At 47.5% G+C, this 14,396-nt stretch carries 9 protein-coding genes; 8 read left to right on the forward strand and 1 reads right to left on the reverse strand.

The features are described from left to right. Positions 1–101: 101 nt before the first annotated feature. The 8 genes from acnD (at position 102) to eutC (ending at position 12,370) form a co-directional block, all read left to right on the forward strand. Positions 102–2,708, forward strand: a complete 2,607-nt coding sequence (gene acnD / locus AC0L6N_RS05055) for a Fe/S-dependent 2-methylisocitrate dehydratase AcnD (protein ID WP_473479454.1) — start codon at positions 102–104, stop codon at positions 2,706–2,708. A gap of 9 nt (positions 2,709–2,717) precedes the next feature. Continuing rightward, complete coding sequence (prpF, locus tag AC0L6N_RS05060) at positions 2,718–3,947, forward strand: 2-methylaconitate cis-trans isomerase PrpF (RefSeq protein WP_473479456.1); 1,230 nt, start codon at positions 2,718–2,720, stop codon at positions 3,945–3,947. 217 nt (positions 3,948–4,164) lie between these two features. After that, the gene (locus AC0L6N_RS05065; RefSeq protein WP_473479459.1) at positions 4,165–5,346 is read left to right on the forward strand and encodes an MFS transporter; all 1,182 of its coding nucleotides are present in this window, start codon (positions 4,165–4,167) and stop codon (positions 5,344–5,346) included. 192 nt (positions 5,347–5,538) lie between these two features. Beyond that, positions 5,539–6,549, forward strand: coding sequence for a GGDEF domain-containing protein (locus tag AC0L6N_RS05070; RefSeq protein ID WP_473479461.1), 1,011 nt, complete (start codon positions 5,539–5,541; stop codon positions 6,547–6,549). Positions 6,550–7,039: 490 nt separating this feature from the next. Beyond that, positions 7,040–8,140 (forward strand): alkene reductase, encoded by a 1,101-nt coding sequence (locus tag AC0L6N_RS05075; protein WP_473481251.1) that lies wholly within the window; start codon positions 7,040–7,042, stop codon positions 8,138–8,140. A 177-nt stretch (positions 8,141–8,317) separates the two neighbouring features. Beyond that, the gene (locus tag AC0L6N_RS05080; RefSeq protein WP_473481253.1) at positions 8,318–9,373 is read left to right on the forward strand and encodes an NAD(P)-dependent alcohol dehydrogenase; all 1,056 of its coding nucleotides are present in this window, start codon (positions 8,318–8,320) and stop codon (positions 9,371–9,373) included. Positions 9,374–10,058: 685 nt separating this feature from the next. Then, on the forward strand, positions 10,059–11,462 hold the full coding sequence (locus AC0L6N_RS05085) for an ethanolamine ammonia-lyase subunit EutB (protein WP_473479463.1): 1,404 nt from the start codon (positions 10,059–10,061) through the stop codon (positions 11,460–11,462). Then, positions 11,462–12,370, forward strand: a complete 909-nt coding sequence (gene eutC / locus AC0L6N_RS05090) for an ethanolamine ammonia-lyase subunit EutC (RefSeq protein WP_473479466.1) — start codon at positions 11,462–11,464, stop codon at positions 12,368–12,370. Before AC0L6N_RS05085 ends, eutC begins: the two co-directional genes overlap by 1 nt. A 128-nt stretch (positions 12,371–12,498) precedes the next feature. Here the strand turns inward: eutC and AC0L6N_RS05095 are convergent, their stop codons facing one another. Further along, positions 12,499–14,205 carry a DUF3466 family protein gene (locus tag AC0L6N_RS05095; protein ID WP_473479469.1) on the reverse strand — a complete coding sequence of 569 codons (1,707 nt, stop codon included), beginning with the start codon at positions 14,203–14,205 and terminating at the stop codon, positions 12,499–12,501. Positions 14,206–14,396 lie beyond the last annotated feature (191 nt).

A 14,396-nucleotide genomic window follows, 5' to 3' on the forward strand; every position in this document is an offset into this window, starting at 1 on the left:
GCTTGTGCCTCATCGCTTACATTTTTTCGCCAGTATCTGCATTTCTCATTATCAAACAGGTTATGACTGGCGCGTTGTTACTCTCGTATTTAAGGACCGCTATGAATACTGATTACCGTAAACCTCTTCCAGGCACCCAGCTTGACTATTTTGATACTCAAGCAGCCGTGGATGCCATTACCCCTGGCGCTTATGCCAAATTACCTTATACCTCACGGGTGCTCGCTGAAAACTTGGTAAGACGCTGTGCCCCTGAACAACTCACCGACTCGCTTAAGCAGTTGATTGATCGTAAACGTGACTTGGACTTTCCTTGGTTTCCCGCACGCGTGGTGTGCCACGATATTCTTGGGCAAACGGCGTTGGTTGACTTAGCCGGATTGCGCGATGCCATCGCTGAAAAAGGCGGTGACCCGTCAAAAGTAAACCCAGTGGTGCCCACCCAGTTAGTGGTGGATCACTCATTGGCCGTTGAATACGGTGGTTTTGATAAAGACGCATTTGAGAAAAATCGCGCGGTAGAAGACAGACGCAACGAAGACCGCTTTCATTTTATTCAATGGACCAAAACCTCGTTTAAAAACGTCGATGTTATTCCATCGGGTAACGGCATTTTGCATCAAATTAACCTTGAGCGTATGTCGCCAGTGGTGCAAAAGCTAAATGGCGTGGCCTTTCCGGATACGTTAGTGGGGACCGACAGCCACACACCCATGGTCGATGCCCTTGGCGTGATGTCGATTGGTGTGGGTGGTCTTGAAGCAGAAAGCGTTATGCTAGGGCGCGCGTCGTACATGCGCCTACCAGATATTATCGGTGTGGAATTGACAGGCCGGCCGCAAGCGGGGATCACCGCCACTGATGTGGTGTTGGCATTGACCGAATTTTTACGTAAAGAAAAAGTGGTGTCGTCGTATCTAGAGTTTTACGGCGAAGGCACTAAGCACCTGACCTTGGGTGACCGCGCAACCATTTCAAACATGACCCCAGAATACGGTGCCACCGCAGCCATGTTCTATATTGACCGTCAAACCATTGATTATTTGACTCTCACCGGCCGTGATGACGAGCAGGTGAAATTGGTTGAAACCTACGCAAAACACACTGGTTTATGGGCTGATAGCCTTGAAACTGCTGAGTACGAGCGTGTACTGACATTTGATTTATCGACTATTGGGCGCAACATTGCTGGACCGTCGAACCCTCATAGTCGCGTACCCACCTCTGAATTGGCCGAACGTGGTATCAGTGGGGTGATAGAAAACGAAGAAGGCAAAATGCCCGATGGCGCTGTTATCATTGCGGCGATAACCAGTTGTACCAACACCAGTAACCCGCGCAACATGGTGGCGGCTGGCTTAATTGCTCGCAATGCCAACAAGCTTGGCTTAACGCGTAAGCCTTGGGTAAAAAGCTCTTTGGCACCTGGCTCAAAAGCGGTGCAGCTGTATTTAGAAGACGCCAAATTATTGCCTGAGCTAGAACAACTCGGGTTTGGCGTGGTGGCATTTGCTTGTACATCATGTAACGGCATGAGCGGTGCGCTTGACCCGGTGATCCAACAAGAAATTACCGAGCGCGACCTATACACAACGGCTGTGTTGTCGGGTAACCGTAACTTTGATGGGCGTATTCACCCTTATGCGCAGCAAGCGTTTTTGGCGTCACCCCCTTTAGTCGTGGCGTATGCTATTGCCGGTACTATTCGTTTTGATATCGAACGGGATATTTTAGGCCATGATAAAAACGGTAATCCAGTCACGCTAAAAGATATTTGGCCTACCGATCAAGAGATCGATGCGGTCGTCAAAGCCAGCGTTAAACCTGAGCAGTTCCGCAAAGTGTACGAGCCCATGTTTGATTTAAAAGTGGAGTATGGCGCGCACATCAACCCTCAGTACGATTGGCGCCCACAAAGTACCTATATTCGTCGTCCTCCTTATTGGGAAGGGGCCTTAGCCGGCGAGCGCTCCATGAAGGGCTTACGTCCATTGGCGGTGTTGGGCGACAACATCACTACGGATCACTTATCGCCTTCAAACGCTATTCAATTAAACAGCGCGGCAGGTGCCTATTTGCACAAAATGGGGTTGCCCGAAGAAGACTTTAACTCTTACGCGACCCACAGGGGCGACCACTTAACCGCTCAGCGCGCAACGTTTGCAAATCCTAAACTGTTTAATGAAATGGTGCGTGAAGTCGGTGCTGACGGGAAAAGCAAGGTCAAACAAGGCTCGCTAACGCGTTTAGAGCCACAGGGTACAGAAATGCGTATGTGGGAAGCGATTGAAACCTACATGCAGCGCAAGCAGCCACTGATTATTGTGGCGGGTGCGGATTATGGTCAGGGGTCATCCCGTGACTGGGCAGCCAAAGGCGTACGCTTAGCGGGTGTTGAAGTGATTGTTGCCGAAGGTTTTGAGCGTATTCACCGTACTAACTTAATTGGTATGGGCGTATTACCGCTGGAGTTTATGCCGGGAGATAACCGTCACACGTACCAGATAGATGGCAGTGAAACCTATGATGTAGTAGGTGAGCGCAAGCCAGGTGCACAAATGACCCTGAACATTACCCGCAAAAACGGTGAGCAGGTGAGTGTGCCGGTGAAGTGCCGTATTGATACCCAAGAGGAATCGTCCATCTATGAAGCGGGCGGTGTGCTACAACGCTTCGCGCAAGACTTTCTTGAAGCGACAGTAGGGTAAGGAGTAGGCATGGCTACTGAATCTAAAACACATCAGCCACAAATCAAAATCCCTGCGACATATATGCGCGGAGGCACCAGTAAAGGGGTGTTCTTCGCTCTGAATGACTTACCAGAGGTGGCGCAAAAGCCTGGCCCTGCAAGGGACAACCTCTTACTGCGGGTGATTGGCAGCCCTGATCCTTACGCTAAGCAAACCGACGGTATGGGCGGCGCAACGTCGAGTACCAGTAAAACGGTGATCCTGTCGAAAAGCGATCGAGCCTGCCACGATGTGAATTATCTGTTCGGCCAAGTGGCTATCGATAAAGCCTTTGTCGATTGGAGTGGTAACTGCGGTAACTTAACGGCTGCTGTGGGCTCGTTTGCCATCAGTAATGGTTTGGTGAGCGCCAGCCGTATTCCGCAAAACGGCATTGCCGAGGTGCGTATTTGGCAGCAAAATATCCAGAAAACCATCATCGCCCATGTGCCCATCACCGATGGCGAAGTACAAGAAACCGGTGATTTTGAGTTAGACGGTGTGACATTTCCTGCAGCTGAAGTGTTGATAGAATTTATGCACCCAGCGGATGACGGCGATGCAGCTGCCGAAGGCCCAAGTGGCATGTTCCCCACAGGTAATATTGTGGATACCTTGGATTCACCTGAGCTGGCGGCTGTTGGGGTAAGCAACCTTAAAGCCACGTTAATCAATGCAGGTATTCCAACGATTTTTGTAAACGCGGAAGACATTGGTTATACAGGCACAGAATTGCAAGAGGTGATAAACGGCGATCCCGCTGCACTGACCAAGTTTGAAACCATTCGCGCTCAAGGTGCTGTGCAAATGGGGTTAATCAAGGATATTAGTGAAGCTGCGTCACGCCAGCATACGCCGAAAGTCGCGTTTGTAGCGCCGCCAACGCCTTATGTGTCATCCAGTGGCAAGACCATTGAACGTGATGACATCGATGTACTGGTGCGGGCCATGTCGATGGGTAAATTGCATCACGCCATGATGGGTACGGCAGCCGTGGCCATTGGCACAGCTGCAGCCATACCAGGTACACTGGTGAATTTAGCCGCGGGCGGCAACGAGCGTAGCGATGTGCGTTTCGGTCACCCATCAGGCACCCTAAAAGTCGGCGCGGCTGCCGAGCAAGTGGATGGGCAATGGTCAGTGATAAAAGCGTCCATGAGTCGCAGTGCGCGTGTATTGATGGAAGGCTGGGTGCGTATCCCTAAAGACAGCTTCTAACTCGCTTAACGAGCACTGCTTAAGTCACTTGTCGGGCTTGGCGCCGAATATCGCCAGCATCGGCTAAGCTGACTTAATCGGCGTCATTTAGATAAGCGATTGGAAAGCGACCTTAGCCTTTGCTAAGGTCGCTTTTTTATGTCAGCTGCTTTCACAGCGTATCGAAATTCTATTTTTCAATCTAAGTTGAGCTCGTAATTAAGGATAAGCTGCAAGGATGATCGCCCCCGATACTGCCGCGTTTTGGCGCGCCACCCTAGCACTGTGTTTAGGCTCCTTCATGGTGTTTGCTAACTTGTATGTTACCCAGCCATTATTGCCTATGATAACTGAGCAGTTTGGGGTGTCCGCGCTGCAATCAAGTGTCAGTTTTACTATTACTACCTTTACTCTGGGGATCTCTCTATTATTTTATGGGCCGCTCTCTGATGCCGTTGGGCGCAAAGGGATCATGTTGTTCACCATGGCGGGTATTACGGTTACTACTACTTGCTTGGCATTCGCTGGTGATTATCACAATTTGCTGATTTTACGTGCCGCGCAGGGTTTCTTTTTAGCAGGTTTACCCGCTATCGCGGTGGCCTACATGAGTGATGAATTTAACGCTGATGCTTTGATGATAGCCGTAGGTATCTATATCAGTGGTAATTCACTCGGTGGCATCGGTGGGCGGTTACTCGGGGGATTTTTAGGGGAAAACTTTGGTTTAACGGGCACATTCGAAATAATGGCGTTATTAAGTTTGAGCCTGACATTGGTGTTTGCTTGGCTTTTACCGCCCTCAAAACGCTTTACCCCCAAAGCGCTGCGGCCTATACCCATGCTAAATCAGCTGGGAGCACATCTTGCCAACAAACGCTTACTGTTGAGTTACCTGATTGGCGGGCTAAGCTTTTTTGTCTTTGTGAACCAATTTAGCTTTGTTACGTTTGTGCTCAAAGACAGCCCGTATGCTTTATCGGCGCAGTATATTGGATTGCTATTTTTAACTTATTTATCTGGCACTTACGCATCGGCTATTTCAGGTAAGTTGGGCAAGCGTTATTCGCAACCTGTATGCATGATGGCGGGTACAGTGATAATTATGCTGGGTTCAGCCGTGACGTTAATTCCGTCTTTATATGCGATTATTCTAGGGTTACTGATTAATGCCTTTGGTTTCTTTTTAACGCATTCCACTGCAAGCAGTTGGGTAAGCTTAAATGCTAAAACGGGCAAAGCTAGCGCGTCCTCTTTGTATCTGACTTTTTATTATCTTGGTGCCAGTTCTGGAGGCATCTATTTAAACCTATTCTGGCAAGGCGGCCATTGGGGTGGTGTTGTGTTAGGGTCTTGGTTAATGCTGTTGGTTATATTGGCACTCGGTTACAAATTAAGACGTCTACATGGTATTTCATAGTAGACCTCACTATAGTAACGCCATGCACTAACACCATTTATCCTTTTCGTTGATCTGCGCGTTTGGGCACTATAAAGTTCATAGACCGGTTTACTTGTTGGAATAGCCACAATTACGAGTCATATACCAGATAACACTGTATTACTTAGCTTAAGCAAACTGAGGCAAGTGATTGCATTAGGTACAGTGCTGATGATGAGTTTTATCATTGCGGATTTAAGCGTTATCCCCGAAGCGGTTAAACAGGTCTACCTTGTCTCTCGGTTAGGCATGCAATTGCCAATATTGTGTATCTTTTTCGCTCTGACTTTCCTACCGAATTACCATCGAATTTATCACTTAGTGCTGTGTGTCAGTCTCCTTCTAGTGTGCTATGCCAACTACTGGCTGATTGTACAATGCTGGCAAATAGCAGAGTTTTCATTTTCCTATGAGGGGACTCTGCTTTATGGACTTTTTTGTATGTTTATCATGCGATTATCATTCAAATTTTCAATTATTTTTGTATCGTTTACTATATTCGGATTTGCTCTAATTGTAGGCTCATACCCTGTTTACGCAGGCTTTGGTATGGTAAATCTTGGCTTTGTCTCCCTTGGTTTACTGATCAGCTTGATTGGCGTAAAGCAAATTGAAAGTGCCTTTGGGCGCTTTCAGCATCTTAACGAAAAGCTTGTGCACTTAAATCAAATAGATCAATTAACTGGGCTATATAATCGTGGCGCTTTAGAGCAACAGTTTGATCTGATGCTATCGGTTTCTAGTCGTATAGGCACATCTATCAGTGTGTTTATGATTGACCTTGATAATTTTAAAGATTTTAACGATGGCTATGGGCATTTGCGCGGTGACGAGGTGATAAGAATTCAAGCAGAAATATTAAGGCAAGTGTTTAATCGTGAGACAGACACGGTTGCGCGCTATGGCGGTGAAGAGTTTATTGTCATATCACTGGGCATTAACGCACTGGCTTCTGAGGCGCTGGCTGCTGAAGTGCTGCGAGAGTGGGAAAGAAGAAAAATTCAACACGGTAAAGGTCAGGGCCAAGACTTTGTAAGCTGTTCCATTGGTCTGATAAGTACGCATGTAGATAAAGACACGCAGAAGACGCAATTAATCGATCAAGCGGATAAGGCACTTTATGTGGCAAAAAATGAGGGCCGAGCGCGCTTTATTAATGCTGATATTGCTGACGGGTCTTAATATTACTTTCATTTTGGTACGCAATAACGCGGCTCATTACGTGGTTGACTGCAACGTTAAAAGCACTTCGTCACTGCGCAACCGACCGAGTAATACTGCCACTCACTTTGCAATTATTACTGTTTCAGCGCTTGGCTCACCAGTTTTTACCTTCTAAAAATATCATTCCGTTATAACCAAACATGTCTACACAATAGAGCGCTTCTAGCATGAGCACGCGAACGTATATAATTTCCAGCGATTGGAATACCCCTTGCTTAGCCTACGTCACATCACTTTAACGTTACGAACAGGTATGCACTTTTAAAGCGACAACCAAAGCACAAGGTGTCAGGTGCAGCCGCAGCCGTAACTCAGCAAGAGGACAATACCATTGCCAAATATTCATAATTCAACGTCATCTCAGCCCGAAACAAATAACGGACTAAGTAGCGAGAAAAGCAGTGAAAAAAGCAACGAAAAAAGCGCCTTTCCTTCTTTATCTGCGCCAATCAATATGGGCAACATACAGCTTAACAATCGTGTGTTCATGGCCCCGTTAACACGCTCGCGCTCAACCCCAGGAGAAAATTTACAAACGCCTTTGCATGCCTTGTATTACGCACAACGGGCTTCTGCGGGCCTGGTTATCTCTGAAGCCACCCAAATCAGCCCTCAGGGCCAAGGTTATGCGTGGACGCCGGGCATTTTCACTGACGAGCAAGTTCAGCACTGGCAAGTGGTCACAGATGCAGTGCACAACGCGGGGGGGCGTATTTTCTGTCAACTATGGCATGTTGGGGCAATTTCTCATCAAGTGTTCCAGCCACATGATGCGCAGCCATTTTCATCAAGCGAATTTCAACCTGAAGGCGAAGCCTTTGTGGGGGATCTATTGCCTGATGGCCCAACGGTGCCACACCCTACAGCGCAAGCGATGACGCTTGAGGATATTGATAACCTTAAACGCGATTACCGTCACGCAGCGAAATGCGCCAAGGAAGCTGGGTTCGATGGTATCGAATTACATGCTGCCAACGGCTATTTACTTGATCAATTCATTCGCTCATCGGTGAACAAACGAGACGATCAATATGGTGGCAGTGTCGAAAATCGATTGCGTTTACTCGAAGAAGTCATTGACGTTATCGCACAGGAAATACCGCGCAATAATATTGGTGTGCGCTTATCGCCCACCGGCGGACCAGGTGGCAGTTATGACGACGACCCAGAAGGCACTTACGTTGCCGCGGCTAAAGCAGTATCTGGCAAAGGTGCCGTTTATCTACATGTGGTTCGCCCGAATAACCACACAGGCGATGGCTCAGGCATCGAGCAAGGTAACCAACTGCTTAAAGATATGCGCGCAGCCTTTAGCGGGGTGTTTATCGCGAACGGTGAATTTAGTCCACAAGAGGCTGATACGTGGATTAAAAATAACGACGCTGATGCAGTAGCATTCGGGCGCTCGTTTTTGGCTAACCCAGATTTACCCGCTCGCATCGCTAAAGATGGCCCATATAACGAGCCAAATGATGAGACATTCTACGGCGGTGGCAGTGAAGGCTACGTGGATTATCCTTCATTGAGTCATGTTAAATCAGCTATGTAAGATTTCACCCTCACACCTTTTTAATGTAAGGCAAGCAACGCAAAGCTTGCACCTAACACTTAACGTGGCGCTGACTTGTGCAAAAGTAGTTAGCGCCTCAGTTTAACAACTGCGAGAAAGCGGGTATTGAATTGACGGTTACACACAATATCTTTCGCGATAACCAAGGGATAAATGATGACGACTATTTCAGCATATGCAGCAAAATCAGAAGACGGCCAAATGGCACCCCATGACATTAAACGCCGAGCGCCTGGCGAGCATGATGTACAAATCGATATTCAGTTCTGTGGGGTGTGTCACAGTGATTTGCACGCGGTTAAAAACGACTGGGGCAACTCCAATTACCCTCTAGTGCCTGGCCACGAAATCATCGGTGAAGTCAGCGCTGTGGGCAGCAAAGTAAGCAACTTCAAAGTAGGCGATACCGTGGGTGTGGGTTGCATGGTGGACTCATGTCAAACTTGTGCAGCTTGCGAGGAAAACCTTGAGCAGCACTGCTTGAACGGCGCGACCATGACCTATAACAGTAAGTTAAAAGACGCTACTGATGATGAAGAAGACATCACGCAGGGCGGTTATTCTAAGCGAGTTGTGGTTAACGATAAATTCGTACTAAAAGTGCCCGAGAACTTAGATAAAGCCGCTGCCGCGCCACTACTGTGTGCGGGGATCACAACTTACTCACCGTTGCATCAACATGGTGTGAAAGAAGGCATGACAGTGGGTGTGATTGGTTTGGGTGGCTTGGGCCATATGGGCATTAAGTTCGCTTCTGCCATGGGCGCCCATGTGGTAATGATAACCACCTCTAAAGATAAAGCCGATGACGCCAAAAAGCTTGGCGCGGATGATGTGTTAGTCACTAAAGACAAAGACGCCATGAAAAAATGGCGAGGTAAATTTGATTTCTTGCTTAACACCATTCCGGTGGGGCATGACGTGAACCCGTATCTATCTTTGCTTAAATACAACAGCACTATGTGTTTTGTCGGTGCCATTGAGCCACTCGATGCAGTTAACGGTGCATTCATGATTGGTGGGCGTAAAGCGCTGGCTGGTTCTCTTATTGGTGGTATCAAAGAGACCCAAGAGATGCTCGATTTTTGCGGTGAGCATAATGTGGTCTCCGAAATCGAAAAAATTGATATGCAGGATATTAATGACGCGTTTGAGCGCATGAAGAGTAACGACGTGCGTTATCGCTTCGTCATTGATATGCAGAGTTTATAAGACGGCTTGATAATGAAAATTCAATAACGCGTCTATAAGTCGAACATTACCTAGAAACCCAAGCACTGTGCTTGGGTTTTTCATTTACAGCTTTTTTTTATAAAGGCCTTGTAGCTAAATACGTCCAATAAGGCCCCGGCAGCGCTTACCCAACATTAATTGATGCTTTGAAAAGGTGCATTGCAACTAAAATGGTGCTCACTTTGTTGGGCGCGGCATGGCGACAATGGACGGTGTTGAGAGTTTATTTTACCATTTACATGTAAGTTATTGATATCAATATATATTAACCAACACTTGAGATTAATTGCTGAAAAGTTAGTCCAGCGGCATGTTTCTGGCAACTTCTGATGTAGGCAAGCGAAAAATGAAACTCGTCATGGCAGGTTTACTTTTTGATAGGGCGCGTTGAATGGTTTTGATTGAGACCACTAGACCTTCAATCATTCACCTTGCTCAAACAGCACACTGACCGCTGTGAAAATGTGCAGAAAAGCTCAACACGCCCTGAGCAAATTTGCATTTTTAAACAATAATAAAGGAACAGAACATAACGTGCGCAACACCCTAATCTGGCTGTCAGTCGTTCATGCATGTAGATCTTAAATTGAAGTCTTCTCTTCATCTTAAGGATAATGACGTGAATATGCGGCTGACACTGACCAACTTCATTATGGATAGTTGAATGAGTCAAGGTTATCGACACACAGTCGGCGGTACTACATATCAATTCACGAGTTTGGCCCAGCTAATGGCCAAAGCCACTCCGCTGCGCTCGGGAGACATACTTGCTGGGGTGGCAGCTGAGACTGAGCAAGAGCGTGTGGCTGCACAATTTACCTTGGCCGACGTTGTGCTGACTGACTTTTTAAATGAAGCTTTGGTGCCATACGAAAGCGACGAAGTCACTCGGTTAATAGTGGATAACCACAGTAAAGAGGCGTTTGCGCCGCTAGCGCATTTAACCGTAGGTGATTTTCGCAATTGGCTGCTCAGCGATTTCGCCACGAGTGAAGTACTGGCCAGTGTTAGCGCCGGCATCACCCCTGAAATGGCCGCGGCCGTGTGCAAAATAATGCGCAATCAAGACCTGATTTTGGTGGCCAAAAAGTGTCAAATTACCACAGCGTTTCGCAGCACGATTGGCCTACCTAACCGGCTCTCAACGCGATTACAGCCAAATCATCCCACAGACGACATAAACGGGATCGCGGCCAGCATGCTAGATGGATTGCTGTACGGAAATGGTGATGCGGTCATAGGGATTAACCCAGCGACTGATAATGTTGCCCAGGCCACACATTTGCTGCATCTAATGGATGACGTCATTCAGCAATATCAGATTCCAACACAAAGTTGTGTGCTTACCCACGTGACCAACACTATAGAGTGCATAGAAGCAGGCGCGCCCGTGGATCTGGTTTTCCAGTCTATTGGAGGCACTCAAGCCACGAACAGTAGTTTTGGATTCGATCTATCGACATTAGCAGAAGCGCATGAGGCAGCGCTGAGCTTAGGCAGAGGCACAGCAGGCACTAACGTGATGTATTTTGAGACGGGTCAGGGGAGTGCGTTATCCGCCAATGGGCACCACGGGTTAGACCAACAAACATGTGAAGCCAGAGCCTATGCTGTGGCTCGTAAGTTTAATCCTTTGCTGGTTAATACGGTGGTGGGTTTTATCGGCCCGGAATATTTATACGATGGCAAACAGATCACCCGAGCTGGGCTCGAAGATCATTTTTGCGGCAAATTGCTTGGTCTGCCGATGGGCTGTGATGTGTGTTACACCAATCACGCCGAGGCAGACCAAAACGACATGGACAATCTGCTGACATTACTCGGGGTAGCAGGCTGTTCATTTATTATGGGGATCCCGGGCTCAGACGACATTATGCTGAATTATCAAACGACCTCATTTCACGATGCTTTGTATTTGCGTCGGGTGATAGGCGCGCGACCAGCACCGGAGTTTGAGATGTGGTTAGAGAAAATGAATATCATGAAAAATGATGGGCAGTACATACTATCAGATCATGTGCCAGACGTTTTTGCCCGTTCGTTAAAGGCACTAAGGGGACGTTCATAATGAAAAAGTACAATGATGAGTCCAGTCACGTGAGCAATATGGTGAATAGTCATGCAAGCATGACAAGCAGCGAAGTCGTTAATAACCCATGGCGCACGTTACGTCGTTACACAAATGCGCGGATCGGGCTAGGCAGAGCAGGGATAAGCTTACCTACCTCAGAAATGCTGGGATTCCAGTTGTCGCATGCCAAGGCCCGAGATGCAGTAAAATTGCGATTAAACACAGAGGAGCTACAACACAAACTGACCGAGTTTTCGTCAGTGTTGCCTTGCCCACCTATAATGCTGCATAGCCAAGCGTTTGATAGAACGACATTTTTGCAGCGCCCAGACTTGGGCCGAAAACTAAATGATGTGTCGCGCAATCTATTGCTGAAATTCATGACGCAACAAGCAGGAACTACTCAGCCAGACTATGACTTGGCCATCGTGGTGGCGGATGGGCTTTCATCCATCGCGGTGCAATACAATGTTCAACCCTTGCTCAGGCAGTTAATCACTTTGCTAAAGCATGAGTCGGAATCGTGGCGTCTTGCCCCGCTGACGGTGGTAGAGCAGGGGCGAGTGGCTGTTGGGGACGAAGTAGGAGAGTACCTGAACGCCAAAGCGGTATTGATGCTAATTGGGGAGCGCCCGGGGTTAAGCTCGCCCGACAGCTTAGGTTTGTATTTCACATGGGCACCAGAAATAGGCTTGACCGACGCGCGGAGAAATTGTATTTCGAATATTCGACCCGCAGGCTTGGGTTATGATGACGCCGCGCATCGAGCATTATATTTACTCAAAGAAGCGCGGCGCTTAAATCTGTCAGGTGTCGCTTTGAAGGATCGCTCTGATAGCTCAGCCCTCAACGCGCTAAAAACCAACGCTGTGTCTAAGCGCAGCTTTTTGACTAAGCCGAGTTAGCGTAAAGCTAGGGTGATTTGATTAAAACCGAGCAGTTGTATCGACTCCATTAAATACAACTGCTCGTTTAGGTTTTATCATGAACATCATGCTTTAGTGATGTTCGTTACCTTGTGTCTACGCGTGTTCTAGCGGTTACCAAGGCTCGTTCGCGAAGGGACAAAGCGTGCTAAACCAAACAATCCGACAAACAACAACCAGAAAGCACTGGCGCCTTCACGCTCATACTCTTCTTCGTATACGTCACAGTTATCAATCGAACCACCTGGAATGGGCACTAGCTTAATGGCGACAACGTGGGTGCTTGAAGATTGGGCATCGTACTCATCTAATTCAATTTCACCTGTGATGTCTTTGTTAACGCTAGACACAGTTGCCGTTGCGATGATTTCGCCATTTTCGTTAATGCCATTTGCTTGAGCAATGGTGTAGGGGCTGTTGCATTCAATTAAGTCGTTTAGGCTTGAGAAGATATCGTTACGATAATCATAAACGAAGCCTTCTACCCGGCGAATGCCTGAACTGGTTTCTTCAAACTCGGTGAAACCAACGACTAGGTTGTCATCATTGATTGCGGTGGGAACCGTAGAGGCACTGTCGAAGAAATCATCTGGGTATTCAATGATACCTGAGTCGTAGTCATACACGAAAAACTTGTTGGGCGTTGAGCCCAGTACGCTTTTGGTGGCGTATCCTACCACCAAATCATTGTTATTGATGTCAACCGCGTAGCTGGCAAAAACATCGTACTCTTCGTCGCTATCTTCGCTGATCGTGTAGGCTTTGTCGTTATCGTAAATCACCGCCGCTGAGGTTAAAGTGTCAGTATTTTGATAGAACGCGGGTGACGTACCCACGGCAATACCAAAGTCGTTGATGGCGACAGCCGTGCTGCTGTAAACCGTAGTGTCATCGTCGTCCGGCTCAATTAGCATGGGCAGGGTGTAGGTATCTTCGACACCGCCATCGTCTAGTTGCCAAATCACTCCTCGTTGCTGAAAAACGCTTCCGAGACTGGCATTGGTGCTGATACTTAAACTGCGCAAACACGACGCTTCAGGGATATCACCTCGCTCATCTTCATCGGCACACGCATCAATACTGTCTTGCAATGTGCTAGACACCAATTCAGTGCTCCCTATGCCCACCACTTGGTTTAGTTCGTTTATATCGTAGGCTTCGCTGTATCCACCCAAAGTGCTTTCAGGCGGCGTAAGCTCGATTACGTCATCTTCTATTTGCGCAAATCCACGGTAGTAAAAATCATTTAGCACATAAGTGACGTCTTCAATGTCTTCTGTCACATATTCCAGTGTGTAAAAACCGTCGAAACTTTTCCCAACGGTATAGCCAAAGTCGTTGATACCACGCACTGTTGTGGTGGCACTGTTACGGTACTCGTCTGTGTCGCTGTCAATGGTGTCAAAACCATGCAGCAAAATACTGGTGTCTTCTGAGGCTACATAGCTATTTAAACTGGCGATTTGCTGGAAAAACTGGCTTTCAGCATTGGCGGTAATATAGGCATATAAAAATTCGTAGTCAGCAGTATTGAAGTCGCCTGATCGGGCGTTTTCTAAGTTGGTTAACCCGGCAATGAGCGTAGCTGAATCAAAGTCCAGCAAAGAAACATCAATCACGGGATTGAACTGCGACGCTAGGTTGACGGCGATCTCACCGATGCTGTTGATGGCAGTTGGGTATGAGTCCACACCTAATTCTGCAACGGGTAGCTCAACTACTTGATACTGAGCACCGAACGCAGCAGGAACTGATAAAAAGGCGCTAGATAGAAAGGCGCTGGATAAAAAGGCTGCTATTCGTGTTTGTTTCATTGTTTTTTTCATCGCTTGTTTCATTGCTCGTGTGATCGCTTGATTATTGCGGCTTACTACTTGCCTTTATAAAAGCGCTCTGCTCAAAACGAAATGTCCGACTCTGTTAGCGCAGTTGTTTATCTAGCTTGTGCAATGCTTTACTGGTTTTTAGGCAATAAAGGGCCTAACAGCGATAAAGCAAAAAGCTT

It is taken from the genome of Paraglaciecola sp. G1-13, assembly GCF_055809255.1.